The 23,704-nt window shown below is 40.8% G+C and carries 21 protein-coding genes; 12 read left to right on the top strand and 9 right to left on the bottom strand.

Features of this window, described 5'->3' with window-relative positions; all coding sequences use genetic code 11:
* Positions 1-256: 256 nt before the first annotated feature.
* The gene (locus C2869_RS05415; protein ID WP_108601988.1) at positions 257-2,638 is read left to right on the top strand and encodes a 2OG-Fe(II) oxygenase; all 2,382 of its coding nucleotides are present in this window, start codon (positions 257-259) and stop codon (positions 2,636-2,638) included.
* Between the two features lie 300 nt (positions 2,639-2,938).
* On the opposite strand, the gene C2869_RS05410 is transcribed toward C2869_RS05415, so the two are convergent.
* A complete protein-coding gene (locus tag C2869_RS05410) occupies positions 2,939-3,685 on the bottom strand; it encodes a YbaB/EbfC family nucleoid-associated protein (RefSeq protein ID WP_159084051.1) in 747 nt (248 codons plus the stop codon).
* 616 nt (positions 3,686-4,301) lie between these two features.
* On the opposite strand from C2869_RS05410, the gene C2869_RS05405 reads away from it, so the two are divergent.
* Both C2869_RS05405 and C2869_RS05400 read left to right on the top strand, forming a co-directional pair.
* On the top strand, positions 4,302-4,979 hold the full coding sequence (locus tag C2869_RS05405) for a putative glycoside hydrolase (protein ID WP_108601986.1): 678 nt from the start codon (positions 4,302-4,304) through the stop codon (positions 4,977-4,979).
* A gap of 276 nt (positions 4,980-5,255) precedes the next feature.
* Positions 5,256-5,861, top strand: coding sequence for a GntR family transcriptional regulator (locus tag C2869_RS05400; protein ID WP_108601985.1), 606 nt, complete (start codon positions 5,256-5,258; stop codon positions 5,859-5,861).
* A gap of 14 nt (positions 5,862-5,875) precedes the next feature.
* On the opposite strand, the gene C2869_RS05395 is transcribed toward C2869_RS05400, so the two are convergent.
* The 5 genes from C2869_RS05395 to C2869_RS05375 all read right to left on the bottom strand — a co-directional run bounded on the left by C2869_RS05395 (position 5,876) and on the right by C2869_RS05375 (position 12,685).
* Positions 5,876-8,263, bottom strand: coding sequence for a hybrid sensor histidine kinase/response regulator (locus C2869_RS05395; RefSeq protein ID WP_108601984.1), 2,388 nt, complete (start codon positions 8,261-8,263; stop codon positions 5,876-5,878).
* Positions 8,263-9,195, bottom strand: coding sequence for a cytochrome-c peroxidase (locus tag C2869_RS05390; protein WP_228710771.1), 933 nt, complete (start codon positions 9,193-9,195; stop codon positions 8,263-8,265). The genes C2869_RS05395 and C2869_RS05390 overlap by 1 nt, the downstream gene beginning before the upstream one ends.
* A gap of 240 nt (positions 9,196-9,435) precedes the next feature.
* Positions 9,436-10,737: a hypothetical protein gene (locus tag C2869_RS05385; protein WP_108601982.1), complete on the bottom strand. Its 1,302-nt coding sequence runs from the start codon at positions 10,735-10,737 to the stop codon at positions 9,436-9,438.
* Between the two features lie 316 nt (positions 10,738-11,053).
* Positions 11,054-11,824 (bottom strand): IclR family transcriptional regulator, encoded by a 771-nt coding sequence (locus C2869_RS05380; RefSeq protein ID WP_108601981.1) that lies wholly within the window; start codon positions 11,822-11,824, stop codon positions 11,054-11,056.
* Between the two features lie 135 nt (positions 11,825-11,959).
* Entirely contained in the window at positions 11,960-12,685 is a 726-nt protein-coding gene (locus C2869_RS05375) for a diguanylate cyclase (RefSeq protein ID WP_159084050.1), read from the bottom strand.
* A gap of 544 nt (positions 12,686-13,229) precedes the next feature.
* On the opposite strand from C2869_RS05375, the gene C2869_RS05370 reads away from it, so the two are divergent.
* The 4 genes from C2869_RS05370 (at position 13,230) to C2869_RS05355 (ending at position 18,938) form a co-directional block, all read left to right on the top strand.
* Positions 13,230-14,006, top strand: a complete 777-nt coding sequence (locus C2869_RS05370) for a phytanoyl-CoA dioxygenase family protein (RefSeq protein WP_108601979.1) — start codon at positions 13,230-13,232, stop codon at positions 14,004-14,006.
* Between the two features lie 715 nt (positions 14,007-14,721).
* Complete coding sequence (locus C2869_RS05365; RefSeq protein ID WP_108601978.1) at positions 14,722-15,795, top strand: NHL repeat-containing protein; 1,074 nt, start codon at positions 14,722-14,724, stop codon at positions 15,793-15,795.
* A gap of 249 nt (positions 15,796-16,044) precedes the next feature.
* Positions 16,045-17,397 carry a c-type cytochrome gene (locus C2869_RS05360; protein WP_108601977.1) on the top strand — a complete coding sequence of 451 codons (1,353 nt, stop codon included), beginning with the start codon at positions 16,045-16,047 and terminating at the stop codon, positions 17,395-17,397.
* On the top strand, positions 17,397-18,938 hold the full coding sequence (locus C2869_RS05355; protein ID WP_108601976.1) for a DUF7133 domain-containing protein: 1,542 nt from the start codon (positions 17,397-17,399) through the stop codon (positions 18,936-18,938). The genes C2869_RS05360 and C2869_RS05355 overlap by 1 nt, the downstream gene beginning before the upstream one ends.
* Before the next feature lie 56 nt (positions 18,939-18,994).
* On the opposite strand, the gene C2869_RS23115 is transcribed toward C2869_RS05355, so the two are convergent.
* Positions 18,995-19,237 carry a DUF2986 domain-containing protein gene (locus C2869_RS23115; protein ID WP_108601975.1) on the bottom strand — a complete coding sequence of 81 codons (243 nt, stop codon included), beginning with the start codon at positions 19,235-19,237 and terminating at the stop codon, positions 18,995-18,997.
* A 123-nt stretch (positions 19,238-19,360) separates the two neighbouring features.
* Here C2869_RS23115 and C2869_RS05345 point away from each other — a divergent pair, with 123 nt between their 5' ends.
* Complete coding sequence (locus C2869_RS05345) at positions 19,361-19,792, top strand: GNAT family N-acetyltransferase (protein ID WP_108601974.1); 432 nt, start codon at positions 19,361-19,363, stop codon at positions 19,790-19,792.
* A 45-nt stretch (positions 19,793-19,837) separates the two neighbouring features.
* Here the strand turns inward: C2869_RS05345 and C2869_RS05340 are convergent, their stop codons facing one another.
* Positions 19,838-20,701: a LysR family transcriptional regulator gene (locus tag C2869_RS05340; RefSeq protein WP_228710770.1), complete on the bottom strand. Its 864-nt coding sequence runs from the start codon at positions 20,699-20,701 to the stop codon at positions 19,838-19,840.
* Between the two features lie 51 nt (positions 20,702-20,752).
* Between C2869_RS05340 and C2869_RS05335 the strand changes: the two genes are divergently transcribed.
* The 4 genes from C2869_RS05335 to C2869_RS05320 all read left to right on the top strand — a co-directional run bounded on the left by C2869_RS05335 (position 20,753) and on the right by C2869_RS05320 (position 23,241).
* Positions 20,753-21,172 carry a nuclear transport factor 2 family protein gene (locus C2869_RS05335; RefSeq protein WP_228710769.1) on the top strand — a complete coding sequence of 140 codons (420 nt, stop codon included), beginning with the start codon at positions 20,753-20,755 and terminating at the stop codon, positions 21,170-21,172.
* 17 nt (positions 21,173-21,189) lie between these two features.
* Complete coding sequence (locus C2869_RS05330; protein ID WP_108601971.1) at positions 21,190-21,399, top strand: tautomerase family protein; 210 nt, start codon at positions 21,190-21,192, stop codon at positions 21,397-21,399.
* Between the two features lie 10 nt (positions 21,400-21,409).
* The gene (locus C2869_RS05325; protein WP_108601970.1) at positions 21,410-22,048 is read left to right on the top strand and encodes a glutathione S-transferase family protein; all 639 of its coding nucleotides are present in this window, start codon (positions 21,410-21,412) and stop codon (positions 22,046-22,048) included.
* 323 nt (positions 22,049-22,371) lie between these two features.
* On the top strand, positions 22,372-23,241 hold the full coding sequence (locus C2869_RS05320; protein ID WP_159084049.1) for a DMT family transporter: 870 nt from the start codon (positions 22,372-22,374) through the stop codon (positions 23,239-23,241).
* Positions 23,242-23,286: 45 nt separating this feature from the next.
* On the opposite strand, the gene C2869_RS05315 is transcribed toward C2869_RS05320, so the two are convergent.
* Complete coding sequence (locus C2869_RS05315; RefSeq protein ID WP_159084048.1) at positions 23,287-23,697, bottom strand: hypothetical protein; 411 nt, start codon at positions 23,695-23,697, stop codon at positions 23,287-23,289.
* Between the last annotated feature and the right edge of the window lie 7 nt (positions 23,698-23,704).

Here is a 23,704-nt window from a genome sequence, read left to right as displayed (position 1 = left end):
TCTCGCTTAAAGCGCCTACTTTTGGTGACCCAACAAAGGCTCAAAACCTACGGCAAAGTGGCTACCGAAAACCCTATTTTTTGCAGCTTCGCTGCTATTGTCGAAATAAATTTCGACCTACATTGGTTTGGTTTTTCAGCGAACGTTAAGTTTTCAGCTGATCATTTCTTTGATTGAAAATAGACGAGTTTCTTGTTCGTCTGCCACAACATTAATAAACAAGCTTACTTAGTAACAATAAATTAATAGGTAAACAATGACAGCTGCCAATATCAATAATTTTCTGCAATCGCTCCAACATTTTGCCGACACTGAACTGATCCCTTGTATTGGCGGGCGTTCGGAATTACCAACCCAACCTGGCTTAAAAGTTAAAGGTCGGCAAATTTCCTTACCTGTCGTGCAACAAGATCTTGAATGGCTTTGCCAACAAGGTAATCCATCACCTTTTGGTAAAGGTTACGATACTGTATTAGATAGTGAAATCCGCAACTCTATCGAATTTGAAGCTCAAGATATCGACCTATTAAATCCTAATTGGCAACCTGCATTACAAGCATTAACCGAAACTATCGCCAACCAAATGGCCATCGATTTTCAAATTAAAGCCGAGCTGTTTAAACTACTGGTTTATAAAGAAGGCGGGCACTTTAAGTTCCATCAAGACACAGAAAAATCGCAAGGTATGTTTGCCTCGCTAATTGTCCAGCTCCCCTCGCGGCATCAAGGTGGCGCACTCATATGCCGCTTTGCCGACCAAGAGTTTTGTTTCGATTTTGGTACGCAACAAGCAGATTCAGAATTTAATATTTACTACGCAGCTCATTATGCTGACGTTCATCATCAAGTTGAAAAAATCGAGCAAGGCGCTCGCTTAGCTCTGGTATACAATCTTGTGCAGCCCGCTGATGAGAGACAAATAAGCGCAAACCTGCATCAAGAATTACTCGCAGAAACCCAAAGCTTAGTGCCGCAAGTGTTCTCTGCTCTTGAAAATGAACAACACGCATTATTGTTACAACACGAATACACAGAGCAATCTTTATCTGAACTAGGTTTTGCCGCCGCCAAAGGTCAAGACAGAGCACTAATCAAAGCCCTATTAGCCGTTAATAATCAACTACCACTAGAACACAAACTCGACTTTATCATTAGTCGATTAACCTATTCAGTGTCGAGCCAAGGCTATGGTGGCTATGGCGACCGCTATGATGACGATGATATGAATTGGGAAGAGATTGATGAAAGTGATCCCGACTTCGATCTCTGTTTTGACTCAAAAGGCCAATTAATCCCCATGGGTGATTTTAGTGTCGATAAAATCTATGACTTAAACAGCCATGATATCAAGCCAATGACTATCGATACGCTAGATGAAATGTTCTGGGGCGAAGGCGATGAAGAAATTGAAGGCTTTATGGGCAATTACGGCCCAAGTAAAGAAACAACCTACGCAAGATACTTACTCGCTATTTTACCCGCCTACCCAACTCACGCGGGCACGCAAAGTCAAGTTTTACAGGCGCATAAAATAGGGCTAATGGCACAAGACTTAAATCAACACGCAAATAACGCATGGTTACAAAACCACTACGATTTAGCACTTAAACAATTACTCAATCAATGGCTGGTCGAGCAGAAGAGCGACAACCATTGGCATCGAAACTTAGGTGAGCAAGATCTGGCTATTTTTACTAATTTAGTTCAAGCCGCTATCTTCACCAAAAATATTGAATTGTGCCAAACCGCAATCCGCACAGTCAGCCACTGTTTTAAAGACAATCTATCGAGTGAATCGCACGCAGCAGAAATAGTAAACTTACTCAAAGATTCAATAGCCTGCTTTGGCTGGCAAGCTATTGCACCACTTATCACACCAACGCTTGAACAATTAAACAGCTTTGCCATTTTCCAAGTATCGACTACCTTGGCAACCAACAATCCTGACAGCGATATGCAAGCGCAGTTAATCAGCCTATGTGTTAACGCCATTTGCCGCGAGCAAAATGATTGGCAATATGACAACTGCTTTAAAAAAACGCTTGTACCACTGGCCGTGAACCTTTGCCAAACAGACTGGTACGCATCAAGCGATACTCGACAACAGTTTTTAACAGCTTGTTTAGAAAAAGGTAAAAGTTACCCAGCCTTTTTAGCGGCATTGATTCAAAACTTAATTAACGATACATCAGCCGACAATAAAAAGCCTTGGCTAAAAACCTTGATCAGCACTCGCTTAGACTATTTAGACAAGGAAATTAGCAAACCAACCCCAGTTTTTTCTTGGTCTATGCCACAAGCCGAAGCCAACAAACATGATATGGTTGTGTTTTTAAGAAGTGTAAAACAACAGGCGCAGATCACCGGATATGACGGTATCGCTATGGCTCGAAACGACGTGGTTAGCGTCGATCCTAACTGGATATTGCCAGAGTTTTATATTGAATCTAATGGCGATTTTCAGTTGCCTAAAAGCCATTACGGCTTCTCGGCAACGATGCAAGCCAAAGGCCGTGGTAAACAAGCCTATGTACAAATAGAAAAAGACAAAAGATACGACGAGCTCAAGTGCAAATTACACACACTACGCAAGCAAGAAGCCGACAAATTAAAACAATTTGCCTTACAAAACTTATAAGCAGCAAAAAATCAGCGCTAGAAGCAAGCCTCAGCTAGCGTTGGTTTAATCTGTGCTGAGCGATAGGTACGCAAGATAAATCGACTCAAGGCTAAACCTAATCAAAAAGGCTAACATGGCTGTCCTGTTAGTATTCATGATCCCGTTGGACAGAAAGGTTTGCAGGCTCTGCAAGCATAAATGCTCGCCCACAAAAATTGTAGGTCGCGCCTTTAGGCCGATAGGTAGACAAAGTAAAAGCCATCAATAAAGTTAATAAATGGTGAACTCAGTACTAAATTAGCAGCAAGATAATGCATGTTATGCGATTAAGTTTAAATCCAGTTTTGGCGGAGTTGCCTTAAACCCATAAGTTTTTTCGTAGATTTCGGCCCATGTCGGCCCTTCGCCTAGCTCATACTGCTTAATCTCTAAACTCGCACCATACTTCTCTTTTAACGCCTCCAATGTTGCCTCAACATTAATGCTATCATCAGAATTACGAACACCATCGCCATTCGATGCAAAAAATTTAAAGCCATTTTCACCAAAACTGCCAATAACCTGACCATTTTTTTCGATCACAGTATGCTGCGGAGAGGCTTGCTGTTCATGCCAACTTTCTGCTGCTTTCTGAGCATCTGCAATTCGCTTATTTTCTCGATCTTCTGCCGATGCAATCCGGTCTTTGAGAACGTCATGGTTAGATAGATCGACCAACTGAGGGTCTATACTGGTTGAAGTTGGTACTTCCTTATTTGCCGTCAGTGGTATGACGCCCGCGCCATTAATTGAAATATCCATAAAATCGTCCTTATATGTTTGATTCCCTTTAAATCCAGCAAATACTATGCCAAACAAAAACACCAATAAATAGGGGTTTTTAAATAAACCATGAAACTTGCAAGGGACATTCATTACCGCTTTGTGGCAATAAATACTCCAATTTATTACACGTACAACTAGTTTCATTAAGAAGGAATAAGGATATAAAAAGGCTAGCATGGCAGTCCTGTTAATACTCAAATGATCCCTTAGGGCAGAAAGGTTTGCAGGCTCTTCAAGCATAAATGCTCGCCCACAAAAATTGTAGGTCGTGCCTTTAGGCCGATAGGTACGCAAAACAAACCAACTCAAATACACATATCGGGTTAAACCTAGCCAATGGAAGAAGTGCCTAGCGTTACGGAATAGCCATCAGTTAACCTGCAAGATCAAATAAAATTCGTAACTTATACAGCAACAAAAACAAACATTCTTAATCTGCTACACAATGTGGCTTAACTTTCAAAATCAAACATAGCGCTGCAACCTTAAAATAATTCGCATAGTAAAAACGAAAACTTCTAATTGGGAGGCTAAACACAATATATCCACCATTTAATTAAAAATGACGATATTTGCCTTCAGTTAAATACCGAAAAAACGCTTAGACTAATTCGATTTAAAATAACAAATATTAACAATGAACAGTAATATAAAAGTGTCAGTTGAGCTAAAAAACCCACCTTTTGGTTAATATATGTAAAGACAATCAAAATTTATTGCTATATAAGAAACATACAATAACAAAGCGTTATACAAGACAAGTACGTTTAAATGTAAATTAACAATACCTATTCTTTTTAAACATAAAGCAACGAATTGAATAATTACGTAAATATATTTAAAGGTAGCTAAACAAATGTCTTATATAAAACAACACATACTGACTAAAACAACAGCCAAAGGATTGCTACTTTCTTCTCTTCTTATTGCCTGCTCGCATACTAATGCGTTTAGTAATGACTCGGTTTCTAGTTATATTCATAACGGTAAAGCGGTTAAACCTTGGAAAATGAGCATTGGCAACCCGCTTAATAATAATATCAAGGTTAAAAACCAAGCAGCGGAAACCGCAAAAGGCAATTTAATTGTTAAACCGGGTAAAAAAAATAAAAATGGCGATGCGCTGCATCTAAAATGGCGCGGCCGGAAAATACAAAATGAGTGGGGCGGTACATCAGCAACCACCTTTAAAATCAACGGTAAAAAATTAGATATTGATGCTGTTAAAAATGCAGCCGCATTAGTTTTTGAAGTGAAAATGCTACGCTCACCCAGCGACGCGGTAGAATTAACCGCTATTTGCAAATGGAATCATAAATGTAAAGGCTCAATGTCTATCAAACCTTTACTTAAGCGCTTAAAGAAAAAGAAATGGTCTTACCTGCCTATCCCGCTAAATTGTCTTGGCAAAGATGACTTTGATTTTACACAAATCACAGAATTTTCATTATCCACCAAAGGTAAGCTTGAAATGGAAATTGCCAATGTTGGCTTAGCCCCTCTCGCCCAAGGTGATAAAGGTTGCGCTAAATAACCCATTTAGATTTACCAACCCGTATTTGTTATAAAAACTAGTTAATAAAAACGCCAGCAATTTGCTGGCGTTTTTATTTTGTGCAGCAGATAACAGCTGATTAACCCACCAATTTTTCTTTCTGCAATACACAATACTGCTAAATTACCCATTGCTATCAAGTTACCAACAATAGTTAACAATAAAAATTAAATTTTAAGTGTTAATTTGTTGCACTGTTTACATTGTATTTATGAAAGCCAAAAAATATGAATTCACTGTAACAAGGTAACCTAGATGAATGCACCCGTGATTACATCTGTAAGAAGCCAAATCGCTACCATTATTCGCGAAGAAATTATCTCCGGCGCTATGGCCCCTGGCAGTAAAATTAATGAATATCAACTAGCCAAAAAATTTGGCGTCTCTCGTGGTCCCGTGCGTGATGCGCTCTTGCGTCTCGATAAAGAAGGGATAGTCGAATGTAAAGACAATTGTGGAGCCAGTGTAGCCAACACACTTGATGATAGTTCTCGTAAACTGTATTCGTCGCTGCGCATTAGTATTGAAGAGCAAGTGATCCGCGCAAATATTAAAACGATCCGCGCCACCGAAATCAAACAGCTAGCAGACGCTTTAACCGTCATAAAGCAACATTATGCCAACCAAGCGTTTGACGACATGACAGTTAGTTTAATTGACTTTCACCGGTTAATTGTCGGCTTAGAAGACACATCGGATTCAATCAATGTTTGGCATTTAATTGTCATGCGAATGTATATGAACTTTGAGCCAACCAGCATTAATGATGAAAAACTAAATCAATACGAACTGTTTATTGCAGGATTAAAAAATAAAGACCTAAACCAAACACTCAAGGCATTAAAGAACGCCATCAAGTAATTGATCGCTTGAGCTTAACCAACAGCGCTTAAACAAGTGGTAATAATTTGCTTCATTTGGTCTTTGTTGTAGGGCTTAGACAAATGATGATCCATACCAATGCTATGGTAATGATCTATTTCCTCTTGAGTGACATTGGCAGTCAATGCCACAATTTTCACTTGTTGTTCGCTGTAAGTTTGGCGCAATATTTTAGTTGCTTCGCGGCCATCCATAATCGGCATTTGAATATCCATTAGCACCAATGGGTAAACATGCGATTGGAATTTTTCAATCGCTTCTTGGCCGTTAACCGCTAAGTCAGCTTGAATATTTAAATCAGCCAACAAGGCTAAACAAATGGTTTGGTTGATCTCATTGTCTTCAACTAATAACACCTTATGCTGAGTTATTTGACAATCGTCTTCCTGATCAACTATAGCCTGAGTTGCAGTGTTATTGCCCTTTGCAATCGATGGCGCAATAAGTGACGCATTCTGCTGCGAACCGTCCGCTATAACCTCTGATGGACTATTGTCCGTTAACGCCTTAATTAAAGACTGAAATGTAATTGGCTTAGGTAAGTATTGAAACGCCTGTGTCGTCTCTGAATATTGATCAATATAGGTTTTACCGTAGGCGCTACAAATAACAATACGTTGTGGTGGGCAGGCACGTTGTTTTACCTGCTCAATGAAATATAAACCATCATGTACAGGTAAGCTCCAATCCACCAGCGCAAAATTAAATACTTGTTGCTGGCAAGCCTGTAACGCTTGTTTAACGTCCGAGCAAACAACCACCTGCAAGCCTAACGAGTCAGCCATTGCCTTGACTACTTGCTGAGTAATGCTGTTATCTTCAACAATCAACAGTGATTGGCCTTGCAACACAGACTGAGGTTGGGCCTGCTCATGGCCAATTTCTGGTGCGTTTTGTTGAAATTGAAACGGCAGAGTTAAACTGAAAGTACTGCCTTTACCTAAAGTGCTTTGCACGCTAATGTTGCCTTGCATGAGTCCCGCCAATAATTGACTGATCGCCAATCCGAGTCCTGTGCCACCGTACTTGCGCGTGGTCGATTCATCAGCCTGACTAAAACGCTCAAATATTTTGGCTTGCTGGGCTTCGCTCAAACCAATACCCGTATCAATAACTTGGTATTTAAGTGTTGTATGGTACTGCAATCGCTCTTGTACCCGCACTTTTAAAATAACATGGCCTTTTTCAGTAAATTTAACGGCATTGGATATCAAATTCAGTAGGATTTGATTCACTCTGACAGGATCGCCAATCAAGTTGTCAGGAATGTCGGGAGCAATATCAAATATCAGTTCAATGCCTTTTTCGTCTGCTATTTTGCCCAACATAGCAGCAATATTATCTATCAGTGTGTGATGATAAAAGTTAACTTGCTCTATCGGTAATTTACCTGACTCAATCTTAGAAAAATCCAAAATGTCATTAATGATGGTTAGCAGCGCGGTGGCAGAAAAATGCAGTTTATCAATATATTCACGTTGCTGAGGGTTTAAATTGGTTTGAGCGCAAAGCTCAGTTAAGCCAATAATTCCTGTCATCGGCGTTCTAATTTCGTGCGACATGTTGGCTAAAAATTGGGTTTTCACCAGCGCGGCCTGTTTGTATTGTTGGGTTTTCTTGTTAAGCAAGCGCTGCTTGTTCAACAAAGTCGCAATAAATAAACCGATAAAGCTTAAGCCAATTAAAAAGTAGCTACTTAACTGCTGTTTTTGTGCTAACTGAACAAGACGATTGGCTTGGGTTCGGCTATTTGAGGTTATTTTATTGATCTGAGAACCACTAATTTGCTCTTTCAACTCTTGTGCACGCATAATTTTGTCATTGATAAACTGCAAATGACTAATAATCACATGAGCGCTTTCCGACTTTGCGATTTGCCGTAACTGGCCATTTAATTGCTGAAGTTGAGTAATTAAATTTTGTTGACGCAATGCGTTAGGTTCATTTAATAATTGCAACAATAGCAAGCTAATTTGCGTAATTTGCGCATGTTCTTGCTCATTAAGATCTTGTGTTGTTACACCAGTAGAGACAATCCGCCTTGAGGTTTTCAACATAGTGACTAACTGCACATAGTGCTGCGTTGTGCTATCGTATTGATCAAGCGCTTTGAGTAAGCCATTTCGTAAAGACAATTGTCGACGTAAATTATCAATTTCCAATTGTAGTTGTGCGTACATATCGTAGTGATGGGTACCACTAAAACTAATATTTAAAATCTCAGTCGTGTGTTTGGGTAAAGTGGCTTCTAATTGACTCAGCAAATTGCTATTGCGCTGATACAAAGTCAGATTCGCGTAATTATGTACCGCAAAAGTACTGGCTAGCGTAAATAACAATAAACTGATAATTTCTAACCAATACCGTTTAAGTAAGTACATTACAAAGACCCCAAATCATTTACCGTTAAAGGCGGGGCACTAAATGCAGCAAGTAAGGCGACTAAATCATCCACATCTTGGTCTGACAATGTTTTGCCAAGTTGGGTCGCCGCCATGATTGTCACAGCCTGCTCTAGGGTATTTATAGAACCATCGTGAAAATAAGGTGCTGTATCAGTAATATTCCTAAGCGACGGCACTTTAAATACATACTTATCTTGCGCTTCTCCGGTGACTAATGCCCGACCTTTATCATGGCGTAAACTTGCAGGGATCTGCTCTAACCGCCCCAATTTTTGATAAAAATTACCGCCAATATTGCGGCCTTGATGACAGGTCACGCAACCTAAGTTAATAAACTTTTGATAACCGCGTTGCTGCTGCGCATTTAAGGCTGTGCGATCGCCTAACAAATAGCGATCAATGGCTGAATTGGGGGTAATTAGCGACTCTTCAAAAAAGGTAATAGCCGTAACAATGTGTTGTTCCGTTATTGACTTAACCCCTAGTTCAGCAAACGTACGAGAAAAATAACGATCCTGTTGCAACTTAGTAATGACTTGTCGCCAATTAGACGCCATTTCAATAGGGTTGTGGATTGGCCCAGCGGCTTGCTCTGCTAAATCAGCAGCCCGACCATCCCAAAATTGACGAAAATTAAATACCGCATTTAATACGGTCGGCGCATTACGCGTACCTTGCTTGCTATCCACTCCGGTTGATACTTTAACCCCGTCATCTCCACCAAAATCAACCATATGGCACGACGCACAAGATACGGTATTGTCCTTGGACAGTAATGGACTATTAAATAACGCCTTACCTAAATTGACCCAAGCAATATTAGTTTTAAGACGACGAGGAATAGGTTGTATTGGACCGTCAACATACTCAAATTCATATTCGGTATGGCGCGCTAACTCCTGTGTCACACTAGGCTTAACTGATACTAGATAAAAAATCAGTGGCACCAGCGAGCAACAACAAAGTGCCAAGCATAATCCCCGATAATAATTCGTCATTCTAAAGCGCAATAGCCTTAAGGGTGAGTAGATAAATAAAGTATAGAAAGGTATGTCTGTAGCACAAGGTGACAAGACAAATAGACGAAGCAATTTCAGCGTTTGCTAAATTTAGCAAAAGGGCGAAGGGAGCCCCTTCGCCCTGTCTACTTATCTGGTATAAGTATAAATAATATTTTGTTTTTGACTGGAAGTTTGACCAGCAACGGTTACTGAAATATCAGCACTGTATTTAATAACCACTTTAGTACTCGTTTCTTCTGTTACTGAAAAGCTAACATTGGTCACCGTAATACCTTGAACTTCAGTTTGCTGCTTAAATAGATTCTCTATTTCTGTCGTATCTGAACTAGAAGGTGGAGTCACATTATTGATCGTAACAGCAGGAATATCCGTAGTCACTTCAACAGGATGAGTCACTGTTGCCGTGCCACTCACCGTTAGTGTCCACTCACCGGCCCCTTGATCAATCGGATTATCAATATTTAGATCAGAAAAGTCGATATTAGTCGGCCACTCAATACTATCAAAGCTAGGTAATGTAACGCCTGTTGGTATACCGCCTGAAGCATTTAACATGCCAAACAATTCGTTATACGCTGAGGTTAAATCAGCTACCATACCTTTTAAATCAGTACTAAAGTTACCTTGCTTAGCTGCATCAGCAATGCTATTAGCAAAGCTAGTTAACTCGTTTTTTAAACCATCGTCTGTACCGGCAAATGATGCGTTTACCAAAGATAACTGAGTTGCCAACGCTTTTTTGTTGGCTGACAAACTCGCTACGCCTGCATCAATAGCCGTTGCATCTGGCAAGCTATCTGTAAATAAATCAAATGAACTACCACTACTATCAACTCCAAAAGCAGACATCACCACTTGCGCAGCTTTTTGTTGTAAATCAGATAGTACGGACTGATTCACCATGCCTAGTGCCGCCGCATTTTGTGTTTGGGTAATAATTTCAGTCGCTGCGGTAGTTAAGGCATTGACCGGTAGATTTTCAATAGTGACATCTGCGCCCTTGTCTATGGCAATAGATGTCAGTAATTCGATACCATTTAATTCACTCGCTGGTACTTTGTCACCATTATTAACTGAGCCACATTTATCAGCATCACACGTCATTTCTGTGTCTGAATCAGCAGATACTTTCACCACGATTAAGCCTGAATCTACAGTCGCGTCTTTTTCAAACTGCAATTCATAACTACCATTATCACCTGTAGAGGTAGTGGCTAATGCTGTGCTCATATCACTTGCCGCGTATGCCGAAACAGAGGCATTCGAAAGTGTGCCTTTTATCGCCTCACCTTTAATTGTAACCGTTTGCATACTGGTGGTTTTATCGTCGTCACTGCTTCCACAAGCGGCTAGCAAAATGGTCGCAACAGATAAAATAAAAAGTGAAGGTACTCTTTTGAGCCTATTGAATATTGTATTAAATCGCATGATAAATCCTTTACTTACATTTTTTCATCAAACTAAATATTTAGTTCACGGGTTATTTAGGGAATGGGCGTACTCAATAGGCGAACCCCTTTGTTGCCTAACGAGGCACAAAACCAAACATTTGCTAATTTAGAATATTCAAAACTAGCAACGATTAGCCTAGTAGAGGAAATTTACATACGAAGGGAATTACGGGTTAATTTTTAGACTAATTAGAGATAATAAACAGAAAAAACAAAAGGTAAAAAAATAAGAAACAGTGAACAAAAGTCAGTATCGACAATGCCGATACTGGTTATACCAAATAGTTAAGTTTTTAACACCCCAACTGTTGGGTAATGCTATTCGCTGCGGTGATCACCAACTCTTGCATTTGTTGTTGATCGAATTGGTTATTACCATACTGTAACAAGGAAGGCACCGCCAACGAAGCCACAACAAACCCTTCAGGTTGGCCAATTAATGTTGCAAAATTACACACGCCCTCAGAGAAATCACTTTCGGCAACATAAAAACCTTGCTCTTTAATGTCATCTAGCTCACTAAACAAGGCTTTGCGTTTTGCCTGCGACATTTTAGCAAAAACACTATCGCGCTCTAAAATCATATCGCGCACTTCATTGGTACTATTAGCTAACAAAACCCGTCCCGATGCGGTTGCCAAGGTTGAAAACATTGAACCTTCAGCAATATCAATTGATACAGGGCTATGGCTACGTGCTTGAACAATAACCATAGCTTGCGATTGATAAAGCATACATAAGTGGCACGACTGGCCAATTTTTACGGCTAAGTCTTCCATGTGGGGTAATGCACATTGTCGAACCTGGTCAATAGGTGAAATCGTGCGCGACAAATTATATAACTTTAATGAAATACGATAACGGCCAGACAACTCATCTCGAATAAGGTAACCGCGCGCTTCCAAACCCACTAATACCCGATAAATTTCATTCGCACTGCGCCCTAAGCCATGGGCGATTTCAGTTTGCGAGCGTGGTAATTCTTGGTTAGCTAAAAACTCTAAAATATCTAACCCTTTATCTAAGGCTGGTACCGCATACTTATTTGGAGCTTTGGTGGTCAACGCGTTTTCTCTTTATTTATACTCTTAGGTGTGAAAGCCAATAATAACGGCTTTTAAAGCAATATTAAATGTTGTTAACAATATGAGTATCACATTGCTACTTATACCTTTTGCTGTAGCCAAAACAATCAGGTTTTATTGCGCCGACTGCAAAAACCTGGGCAATGTAAATTCATTATTACCGGCTTTATCTGTACTCGCCACCAAAGGGTTGGCTAAATAAATAACCCGCCTTTGTTCAAGGTTGGCGTACTTTAGTACTGATTGGATCATGTTTGATTGGCGCAACTTTGCTTGATAACTGCCATCTGCCAATGCTTTATCAAAACCGTCAGTTATCAGTTGGTACAAGGATTTATTTTGTTGATTAACGTAAAAATACAAACCCGACGGATAAACCAAAAGTAAATTGCGTTCAACCTCTAACTCTAAATCCTGCCGCATGGCGAGATCTTTCCATGGTTCATGCACCCCCAAAGGTAAATAGTCGAATCGTTTTAAATACAACATATGCCACAAGCGCCGAGCTTGAGCTGAAGTGGTAACCGGCAACCCTGCGGCCTGCAATACTTTAGTATCGCCCCAAAATAAGCCCTGCCCTGCCTTTAGGCCGCGCAGATCATGTAATGTGTTAATCTTATCAAACCGCGCTTGCTCGCCTTTACGTATAACAAACACACGCATACCAGTTAAGCCAAGAAATATCGGTTTGGTAATAGGTAACGTATATTGGCTAGCATGCGAGCCTGCGCTTGCCCATTGCACATCAATAATCCCATCTTGAATGTATTTGCCTTTACGCGCTTCGGTAACAACATCATCAATCTCTTTTAAACATATTGAACTTGTTGTTTTCGACAAGATCAGCTCAAGCAGGGATTTAATCAGTATATCTTTACTCGACTCAAGTAAAGGATGCGTCACTTGGCGTTGACAAGCGTGGGCACACCCGCTAACCAAACTGAAAATAAAGAGACAAAACCACACACAATAGCAAAGTTTCATTGCTATACAGACTCACTTAACCTGATACTTGTATTAGATCTTGAGCCAGTTTGCAGACTTTGCCAACTTTATTTTTAAATATCCTATGGCCAAAACGCGCCAGTTTTGAAATCTGTTGTCAAGTTACTAAAAAATACGAACAGATCTGCCCAGCAAAAAACTGAACTTATTAACAATAAGCTTCTTTGTAAGATCACCACCTAAAAAATATTTAATATCAATAACTTAAATAATAACCACCGCAAACTATCTATTCTCTCCTTTACACCCTAATTACACTCTCTCATATATTTCTATTTAAATTTTCAATTTATATAGAAATATTTTTATTGATCTTGAATAATAATTAGCTATTATTGTTAACAACAAACATTATTGAGTAACAATTGAGGTTTTCACTGTGAGTAAGATCGAATTAAATGAACAGCAAATGGCTGATTTTGAGCGTGACGGTTATGTTATCGCGCGTGGTTATTACAACGCAGAAGAAATTCAGCGTTTACAGGATGTCGCATTTAACGACGACTCTTTATATGAGCGCGCATGGAATAAAAAAGATGCATCAGGCACCGTCAGTAAAGTCTGTATTTGGCAAAAAACTGGCGATGACTTTTACAGCATGTTTTCACGTGGCCGCCGTTTAGTCGATTCTTGTGAAAAACTGATCGGTGAAGAAACTTACCACACCAGCACTAAAATCATGATGAAAGAACCCCGTGTTGGTGGTGCTTGGGAATGGCATCAAGATTTCGGTTATTGGCACCAAGATAACCTAATGCTTTATCCAAAAGCCATTAGCTGCATGATCGCCATTAACCAAGCTACGATTGAAAATGGCTGTTTAGAAGTATTGAAAGGTTCACATCATATTGGCCGACTCGATCACAGCAAAACAGGTGACCAAAAAGGCGCTGACTTGAAAATGGTTGAAGAAGCCATGAAGTATCACGAATTAGTTGCGGTTGAATTAGAGCCGGGGGATGTTTTGTTCTTCCACTGTAATTTATTACACAAATCAAACCAAAACCGTTCTGAAAATCCTCGTTGGACTATGATTTGTGCCTATAACGCGGTTAGCAACCAAGCGTTTGAAGAAAATGAAGCGGTATATTACCCACTGGATCGCGTCGAAGACGATGCCATTTTAGCTTGGCAAGAAAAAGAGCCAGCGGCTTAAACCGAAAAATCGATTTTAAGATAGTGATGGCAAGGGGTTTCCTCTAAGTTAGTGTTTGGACTTATAGGACACCCCTTTATGCGTTTAAGTTGTGTATAAATTGGTTAGTTGTTCTTTGCCGGCATTCCCTACATCCGTGTAGGTCACCGTACACTGTTCCAGACGCTTTACGGCATTTCCTACATCCGTGTAGGTCGAAATTTATTTCGACAATAGCTGCGAAGCTGCTGGGGGTTTGGTTTGTAGAAGCTTCTGCTTCGTCAAAGGCTTTAAATAGGACGCACAGGATTTTGTTCCCGACAAATCCTAAGTACCTGCTATCCTGCAGGCACCAAAAGTAGGCGCCTGAAGCGAGCGTCGAACCTATAAAAATAGCTAACCTTATTTCAACTATAGTCAAAGCGATCAGGTTTTAGGGGCAGGTTTCTAGTTCCAGACGAAACCTAAGTACTTACATCCATGTAAGCAAAGCCGTCAAAGCTACCGCGTCCTGCTAACGCCCCTTACCTGCATCCATGCAGGCAAGCTTCGAATCCCCATGAGCATATGCTCTATTATGTGATTGGGGTCGCCTAAATGGATTTAGGTGTTAGAACGACGCAGGAGCCAAAGTCGAGAGTAAGCGCTGACAATGAACCATAAGACCTGAGCGAGAAGACTATAACCCACTTTAAATGTAGCTAGTGCTATTACCACATTACATATTGAGACAAGCATGAACAAATACCCTATTCCTGAAAGTGGCCAAGATCCACATGGTATGATCATAGGCGAAGGTGACTTTAAATACCGCGTCAATAGCCATTGGAGTCAGTTGGATCCTGAAAAATACCCAGTCGAGAACTGCCACGACATGGTTATCGACAAGCAAGGTCGCATTATTATGCTGACTGACAATACACAAAATAACGTTATCGTATACAGCCAAGACGGTGAATTAATAGAAGCTTGGGGAACCGAATACCCGGGCGCACATTCAATCGAAATAGTAGAAGAAGACGGCGAAGAGTTTTTATATATTGTTGATCATGGTTGGGTACTGAATCGTAAATGGGACGGTAAAAGTACAGATGATTGGGACTCGCCATTTAACAAAGTCATCCCGCAGCAAGGTTTTGTTGTCAAACTCACCCTAGACGGCCGCTTAGTTCACACCATTGGCCATCCTAAAACGATAGGAATCTATCAACCTGATATGCCATTTAGGCCTTCAGATATTGCCGTTGCACCAAATGGCGATATTTATATTACCGATGGTTATGGTTCTGATTTTGTTATTCAATACGACAGTAACGGCCGCTACATTCGCCATTGGGGCGGCCAGAATAACAGCGACGAAAACTACAACTTAGTTAACACCCACGGTATTGGTGTAGATTTACGCAACCCGAATGATCCCCATCTCATCGTTAGTTCACGTTGGCAACAATGCCTAAAACTATTTAGTTTAGACGGGACTTATCGACAAACCATTAACACACCTGGTGCCTATATTCATGGTCCGGTGTTTGCTGGCGAGCATTTTTTCGCCCCTGTGTGTTGGTCACATATTGATGATAAAAATGCTGACGATTCTGGCTTTATTAGTATTTTTGACCGCAACAATCGTGTAATCGCCAATTTAGGCGCCGAGCCACCTGTCTATAACCAAGGTGAATTACAGCCCATGACCACCAACTGGCAGATTTTTAACCACTGCCACGGAATGTGTATAGATAAACAAGGTAATTTATACATAGGACAATGGCGGGCAAAGCAAACCTACCCAATCAAACTAGAAAAGATCTAAAAAACCCACCACACCCTACTTAACGGGATAGCCAAGGTTTTGTATATATTAAACTTTGGCTAGTCTGCTTATAACTCTTTACTAATTTTACGCATCGTTATATTGCTAAAGAATTGTTAATTTTTCATTTGTTAACTCGACAAATCATTTTTGCATAAGCTAAAATACAATTCAAATATGATACCAAGGTATGATATTTAACATAAAGGTATAAAATATTAGCCGACCACAACACTTGAGCAATTAAAAATGACAACCACTCCACACAACTCCAACCGCAAGGTTTGGCTGGCAACAGCAACTTGGTTAACGCTGTCGTTATCAGCACTACCAGTTGCAGCTAGTTCACTTGACAAAGAAATTACTAAATTAAGCCAACAACCATCTGCCATTGCTGCTGGTAAAAAGCAATATGATTTACGCTGCGCTAGCTGTCACGACAAAGATTTAAGTGGCGCCATGGGCTTCAACTTAAAAGATGGCGAATGGGTACACGGCAGTAAACCATCAGAAATATACAACAACGTGAGCAATGGTTTTCTTAATGCCGGTATGCCGCCTTTTGGCATGATGTTAAAAGACCAAGAGATTAAAGAGATAGTTGCTTATGTGATGTCGAAACGTGAAGGTTGGGACAATTTGACTTACAAAGTCTTTCCAATGAAAAATAAGCAAGATCGCGATTTAAGCAACAAACGGCCAACTAAATCAGGTCAGCTAACGAAAAACATCGCCGACTTCCAAATTCCTGAAGAAACTAATTACGCCATTGTTTTCGAAGGTGATTTTTACGTACCGTTTAAAGGCGGTATTTTAAAAGCCAATGGTAAAAAGATGCCAATCGAAATCGAAATCGATGGCCAACCGGTAAAACCCAACCATGACACATGGCGCACTTGGAAGTTAAAAGAAGGTAAGCAACACCTTAAATTTACCTATTACGCAACCGGCATGAAACCTTGGCAGCGCAATTTAGACTCCTACGTCACCTTGAATAACGCCCCTAAGTTCCCTGTTTCAACTCGCTCACTTAGCTTCTTTAAAGGTAATAAATACAAAGTATTAGCGAAAAGCGAACCTTTAGTGCAACGTAAAAAATTAGAACATTTACCGCACTTTTCAATCGCGGTTGGATTTCCTACCAACATCAACTATGCGTTTAATACACGTACTTGTTCGGTTGTCGGTATGTGGAAAGGCGACATGTTAGATATTGGCCCTAACATTAACCAACGCGGGCAAGACGCCAGTAAGATATTAGGTGATATCAACTTTAAATATCCGCAACAAGTCGGATTAAAAGGCGAAGACAATAAGTGCGAATTTATTAAATACACTCGCGAAGGTAACCCTGAATTCCAATACAAGCTTAACGGCACCACCTACGCGCTAACAGGCTCAGCTAACAATGGTCATTCATTAAACTTGCATTACAAGGTTTTAGGTCAACCAGCCAGCAATAGCGCCGTGTTTACTTTACCTAAAGCGAAAAACGTAAGCATAAGCAGCTCGCAAGGCCAAGTTACACAACAGCAATTGACTATCAACTTAACTAACAATGCAACTTTCGATATCAAGTTAGACGTTAGCGGGAGCAAATAATGAAATTACTAGCAACATCTTTTGCCGTTAGCTTAGCTTGCCTAACAGCGGCCTGTGTCTCTACTTCAAACACGGTAGAACAAGCCGTACTCAAAGTCGATCAAGCAACTGGCGACATCACAGCTCGCAAACCACCTGGGGTTGATAACAACGCATTCTATACGCCAGCCGGCTATAAAATTGAAACCATTACCACGCCAGACAAGGTGTTATTTCATGCAACAGGGTTAGACACTAACGCCAAAGACGAAGTTTTTGTCGCCACCCGTTTAGGTGAAGTTTGGAAGTTTTCAAACAACCAATGGACTAAATTTGCTGACGGTTTGCATGAACCAACAGGCTTACTGTGTGATGACGACGGTAGCGTTATTGTTGCCCAAAAACCAGAATTAACCCGTTTAGTCGATACAGATAACGACGGTGTCGCGGAAGAATACAACCACGTTTCCAGTGGTTGGAATTTCCATGACAACTATCATGAATTCAACTTTGGTCCGGTAAAAGACAGTAAAGGCAACTACTTTGCGACGCTTAACTTGAGTCACGGCGGTAATTACAAAGGTGAGCACGCATTCTCTATGGGCTCTATGGGTAGTTTAGGTGGCTTCCGCGGCTTTGCTTACCAAGTCGATACCAAAGGACAATTTATTCCATTTGCTTGGGGATTACGTTCACCAGCAGGCTTAGGTATTAGCCCTAACGATGAATTGTTTTTTACCGATAACCAAGGTGATTGGGTACCGACCTCAAAAATGCACTTTATGGAAAAAGGCAAATTTTATGGTCATCCCGTTTCATTGCGTGACGTAGAGGGTTATACGGTAGAGTCGATTAAAGCCCATGCTGATAACCCCGACTTTTTCGACAAAATTCGCGAAAAACCAACCGTTCATATTCCGCATTTTGAAGTGGCAAATTCACCGGGTAATCCAGAGTGGGATACCACAGAAGGTAAGTTTGGTCCGTTCGCAGGGCAAATTTTCGTAGGGGATCAAACTCGTTCCAACGTATTCCGTGTTTTGCTAGACAAGGTTAATGGTCAGTACCAAGGGGCGGTTATTAACTTTATTAACGGCTTCCAAAGCGGTAACATTCGCGCCAGTTTCGACAGTAAAGGCCAGTTATGGATCGGCCAAACCGCTCGTGGTTGGGGCGCTCGTGGTGGTAAACCTTACGGTATTCAAAAAGTAACATGGGATGGTACAAACCCATTTGAATTGCACAATATTAAGCTAACCAAAACCGGTTTCCGCTTAACCTTTACTGACAAAATTGATTCAGTGTCGGCTGTATTGAAAAGCTTAAGTGCACAACAATGGCACTACAAATACAGTAAAACCTATGGTTCACCTAAGATTGATCAACAAACTTTAGCCATTAGCAAAGCAACTTTATATGAAGATCAAAAAACCTTAGATATTGAGCTACCGCTTACCGCAGATAAAGTCGTAGAAATTGATTTTTCTGGACTACAAGGGGTAGATAAGCGTAAGCCAAGCGTTACTAAGGTTTATTACACCTTGAATCAGTTAATTCAATAAACTGATAAACAGGTTCTAATTGTAAAAAAGTCGACTTAGGTCGACTTTTTTAATGGTTACAATTTGCTGTCAGTGTCAAGTGGCTGCTCAACGCTGCCTTTTATACCTGCTTCTACACCTTCCTCTTCGCTTTCCTCTACACCACCTTCAACACTTGCTTCAACAGCAACTTCTTGTTCCGCCATTTTTGCCCGCTCAGCCTTTGAAATATAAACCGGTTTGCCATTCCGATTGCCTTTAGCATTGGCTTTTTTCTGCTTCTTTTTCAAAATGGTGTATATTTTCTTTTTGCGGTTCATCGTTAACTCTAAACGCCGATTTCATCTTGTCCTAGCATAGCAAAAATCCACCGCAAAGCCTTCGACTTTAGCAACACAGGTTATTAATTTAGTGACTCTTTACCTCTGTCATAAGGAAATTTAATGCAAGTTTATTTAGCTGACGCCAATACCGACTTATCCGCCATTGCTGAAGTTTTGCTGCAACTGCGTACTCAATACACAGCAAAGTCGATTGTCGCTCAAATAAAAAAACAACAAGCTCAAGGGTATCAATTAGCTTACGTACAAAAAGACCAACAGATCCTTGGCGTTGCTGGGTTTATTGTTGGAGAAAAATTAGCTTGGGGAAAATATTTATACATTGATGATTTAGTCACCAATCAAAACTACCGTTCAACAGGCGTCGGCACCTTGCTAATAAATTGGTTTAAAAACTATTGCCAACAAATGGGCTGTGAGCAACTGCATTTAGATTCAGGCATTCAAAAATTTGCGGCGCACCGCTTTTATTTAACCAACCGCTTTAATATTGCTAGTCATCATTTTTCAATCACCAATATAGGGCAAGATTAAACATAGCCTGAGTTGCTTGATGTGACTTGGGGTAACTACCGGTAATCAAGACCTCTCGCCAGCAAACAAAGGAATGTGGCGATTGAGTACTTGTTGTAAGTATTGACGACACACTTGAATGCGCGCCGTATGGCGTAAATCGACATGGTTTAGTAACCAAATTCCCCAATTCGATCTTGGTAAACGCGCTGGCAAACGTTCAATATCTTGGTTGTGCATAATATCAGGCATAAAGCACGGCATTCTCGCCAATCCAAAACCAGCCGCTACCGCACTGTACATGGCCTGTAAATCATCGACTTGCATCACCACTTGCGGTGACTTTAGTTGAGATGCCCAATGCGGGATCCCTTTATCACGTTGCCAAACGATGAGCGGGGTCGAATGCTCAATAGCCAGATCTTTATGCTTATAAAAGCCATGCTGCATAGTCGTGATACGAGTGCCAATTAAATAATCCGGTGGCGACTCAGTAAAGCGTACCGCCAAATCAGCTTCACGATTAGCTAAATTGCGCAATCCTTTGGACACATGCAAATTTAAACGAATGTCGGGATATTTGTCGGTAAATTCCCGTAACGGCTTAGCCAAAATATGATCAAATAATTCATGAGGCATGGTTAAGTTTATTTCACCAGCCAAACGCGCATCTTGCCCTAGTAATATGCGCGAGGCGGCTAAATTAGCTTGCTGCATTTTTTCAGCCATTTCTAATACCGATGCGCCAGCGTCTGTCATTTGATAACCCGTTTGAGTACGTTCTAATAACTTAACACCATGTACGGTTTCCAAAGCTTGAATGCGACGCGACACCGTCGAATGATTAACGCCTAGTTTCGTCGCTGCCTGTGAAAAACTGCCCGTTTCCACTACCTGTAAAAAATACCGAAAATCATCCCAGCTGTGCATATTTGCAAACTCATTGTGCATTTAATGCGAATTTATCAATAAGCAACCGCTATGTACACTGCCAATCACACAATCACTCGTCTCAAAAACACAGTTATGGATTTAATTAAACAGTCAATCGAACAACAGCTCATTCAATACTTTGATGGCCTGTATTTCAGTGATGTTTCTCGGTTAAAGCAGGTATTCCATGCACAAGCCAGTTACATCACCGCCAGCTCAGGCGAATTATTAAAACTGACCATGCCAGAATATTTTGCCATGGTTGAGCAACGTTCTTCTCCCGCCAGTAAGCAGCAACAACGAACCGATCAAATTCTGCACATTGACGTTATTGGTAATCACACCGCATTGGCTAAAGTCACTTGCAGTATTCAACCCAAACACTTTGTCGATTTGCTGAGTTTCATCAAGCTGGATAACCGCTGGCAGATCATAAGCAAAGTCTTTCACTACCACCTAGATAACTAAAGCAATCAGGAGTCGCCATGCCCATTGTAACCATTCAAGTGACTGACGAAGGTGTCAGTCATGAACAAAAAGCCGAGCTCATTAAACGTTCTACCGACATGCTTAGCCAAGTACTCAACAAAGATCCGCAAACCACGTTTGTGTTAATTGAGGAGATCGCATTAGAAAATTGGGGCGTTGCAGGGATAACCGCAAAACAATTTAGACAGCTACAACAAAACCAATAGGAGATAAACTATGTATACGCTTTACACCATGCCCGCCAGTTGCTCAACCGCCATACATGCGTTGCTCAATCAACTGGATCAGCCAGTAGAAATTGTGCCATTTGATCAAGTAAACGATTACCAACAAATTGCCGCTACTAAGCAAGTTCCCGCGTTAGTCGATGCTGACAAAGTACTAACCGAAGGGGCCGCTATCGTTTTGTATTTACTAGAAAAACACCAAATACCACTTGATTCTTGGGGAGATAAACATCAATTTCACTATTGGTTGATGTTTTGTTATGCCACCTTACACCCAGCCTATAGCAAGCTTTTTGCTAGCATGACTAAAATGCCAGATTCAAAAGCAAGAGACGAGTTTTATGACAACATGGCAAACCGCATTAGTGAGCTTTGGCAAATTGTTGATAAACAACTCGCCAAACAAAACTATTTACTTGGCGACAAACTGTCGGTACTGGATTACTTAATTGCAATATACGCCAACTGGGGAAATGTATTTCCGCAATTAACGATCACATTAGGTGACAATGTCATTAAACACGTAGCTAAAATCGCTCAATTACCCGAATTTAAACTGGCCTACCAGCGTGAAGGGGCTACTCACTCAGTTCCACCGCGTTCTGAGTGTCAGTTTCATTCAATGTAAACATGACAGGCATGTTAGTGTCACTGGTAGGTCGCCGTACGCAGTTCCAGACGTTTAACGGCATTCCCTACATCCATGTAGGTCGCCGTACGCAGTTCCAAACGCTTAACGGCAAACCTACCAGAAATCGTTAACTTAATGGCATTGGGTCAAGGCACGATTAAAGCACCTGCTTTTGGTGCTTGCGGGATAACGTCTAACCGACAAAAATAACCATAACAAGTGACTTTAATTTATTTTGTAGTTCGGCCATTTCAAAATAGAATGCGCGCATTAATTGTTTACAAACGCCTCAAAGGTTGTCCTCGTTGTCGCAAAATACAGTGTCACAAAATAAAGACTTATTCCACGCATACCAAATCGGGGTTATCGGCATTACGGTCATGAGCACAGTGCCCGTTGCCATTAAATGGATCAGCAGCGACCCTTGGGTAATAGGCTTTATTCGCTTATTAATCGCTACAACGGCCATGTATTTTTTAAGACCGGCAATTAGACAAGCCAAGGCATTGTCACTAAAAGACTATTACATGTTGGCAGCACTCGGTCTCTGTTTTGGTTTGCATTGGATCGCGTATTTCTTTTCCATCAAATTAGGCACTGCCACTATCGCGGTTATTTCGACCATTTCCGCTTATGGCTTGTTTATTTCCGTTGCCGGCCGATATTTTTTACGACACCCCATTAAGCCGTACCATTGGTTTGCCTTGTTACTCGGCGTAATAGGTACTTTGCTAGTCGGCGGAGAGTTTGATCTTAACTCCCACGCACTTATCGGTTTTGTATTGGGTATTATTAGCGGCTGCTTTTATGGCGCATTGCCAATTTTACACCAAAAATCTACCCATTTAAGCGGAGATGTCCGCACCTTTGGCCAGTTTGCCGGCGCATTTGTTTTGTTTATCTTTTGTGTACCATTAGGAAATTGGCAATTCGCCGAGCATGATTGGATAGGTTTACTGTATTTGGGCTTAGTCGGTACCGTTTTAGCCCACTCATTGTGGGTTTATGCCGCAACCAACTTGCCGACCACAGCATCGGGTGTACTCAAATACATGTACATTCCTCTTACCGCTACTATTAGCTATTTCACGTTAGGTGAAACCTTAACACCAATGCAAATAGTCGGTTGTGTAATTGTGATATCAGGCTGTGTTTTAGGCGTTACCGGAGAGCGGCTATTTAAAAGCTAGCTAGAACACCGAACAATTTATTCAGTCGGCGTAATCGAAACGACATTAATTAGGTATAAACTCGCGGCCATCCCATGACGACCAAGTAATGCGAGTATGTTTAATTATGCTTTTAATTTTCGAGCTAAACGACAATACTTGCGAGTTGGTTAAATCAGGGTGAGCAATAATCCTAAATATAGAATCATTACAATGACTTTGGTATTCATGGATTCGTAACAACTTAAAAAATTCGTCTTGTGTGATTTTGTGTTGAAAGTCCTTAATAATAAGCTTGTCGTTATAATCTAAAGTTATCTCGACCCCACAGCCAAAATCGCAAATATGACCATTAAACAGCTCCGGAACATAAACAGTTTCAGCCTGCTCTGGCGTTTTGTGAGACAAATAGAAAAACACAGCGACAAGGGAAAATAAAACGCCGAGCATAGCTAAGTTTATAGTATTAAGATTCATATCTTCT

Origin of the sequence: Saccharobesus litoralis (assembly GCF_003063625.1) — a bacterium.
Classification (GTDB): domain Bacteria; phylum Pseudomonadota; class Gammaproteobacteria; order Enterobacterales; family Alteromonadaceae; genus Saccharobesus; species Saccharobesus litoralis.
The sequence above is the reverse complement of the archived record's forward strand: the minus strand, read 5'-3'. Positions and strand labels throughout refer to the sequence as shown.

Bases quoted from the DNA above. Each gene is read 5' to 3' on its own strand.
- C2869_RS05415 (WP_108601988.1), top strand. From the start codon at position 257: ATGACAGCTGCCAATATCAATAATTTTCTGCAATCGCTCCAACATTTT.
- C2869_RS05410 (WP_159084051.1), bottom strand. From the start codon at position 3,685: ATGCTTGAAGAGCCTGCAAACCTTTCTGCCCTAAGGGATCATTTGAGT.
- C2869_RS05405 (WP_108601986.1), top strand. From the start codon at position 4,302: ATGTCTTATATAAAACAACACATACTGACTAAAACAACAGCCAAAGGA.
- C2869_RS05400 (WP_108601985.1), top strand. From the start codon at position 5,256: ATGAATGCACCCGTGATTACATCTGTAAGAAGCCAAATCGCTACCATT.
- C2869_RS05395 (WP_108601984.1), bottom strand. From the start codon at position 8,263: ATGTACTTACTTAAACGGTATTGGTTAGAAATTATCAGTTTATTGTTA.
- C2869_RS05385 (WP_108601982.1), bottom strand. From the start codon at position 10,737: ATGCGATTTAATACAATATTCAATAGGCTCAAAAGAGTACCTTCACTT.
- C2869_RS05365 (WP_108601978.1), top strand. From the start codon at position 14,722: ATGAACAAATACCCTATTCCTGAAAGTGGCCAAGATCCACATGGTATG.
- C2869_RS05360 (WP_108601977.1), top strand. From the start codon at position 16,045: ATGACAACCACTCCACACAACTCCAACCGCAAGGTTTGGCTGGCAACA.
- C2869_RS05355 (WP_108601976.1), top strand. From the start codon at position 17,397: ATGAAATTACTAGCAACATCTTTTGCCGTTAGCTTAGCTTGCCTAACA.
- C2869_RS23115 (WP_108601975.1), bottom strand. From the start codon at position 19,237: ATGAACCGCAAAAAGAAAATATACACCATTTTGAAAAAGAAGCAGAAA.
- C2869_RS05345 (WP_108601974.1), top strand. From the start codon at position 19,361: ATGCAAGTTTATTTAGCTGACGCCAATACCGACTTATCCGCCATTGCT.
- C2869_RS05340 (WP_228710770.1), bottom strand. From the start codon at position 20,701: ATGCACAGCTGGGATGATTTTCGGTATTTTTTACAGGTAGTGGAAACG.
- C2869_RS05335 (WP_228710769.1), top strand. From the start codon at position 20,753: ATGTACACTGCCAATCACACAATCACTCGTCTCAAAAACACAGTTATG.
- C2869_RS05330 (WP_108601971.1), top strand. From the start codon at position 21,190: ATGCCCATTGTAACCATTCAAGTGACTGACGAAGGTGTCAGTCATGAA.
- C2869_RS05325 (WP_108601970.1), top strand. From the start codon at position 21,410: ATGTATACGCTTTACACCATGCCCGCCAGTTGCTCAACCGCCATACAT.
- C2869_RS05315 (WP_159084048.1), bottom strand. From the start codon at position 23,697: ATGAATCTTAATACTATAAACTTAGCTATGCTCGGCGTTTTATTTTCC.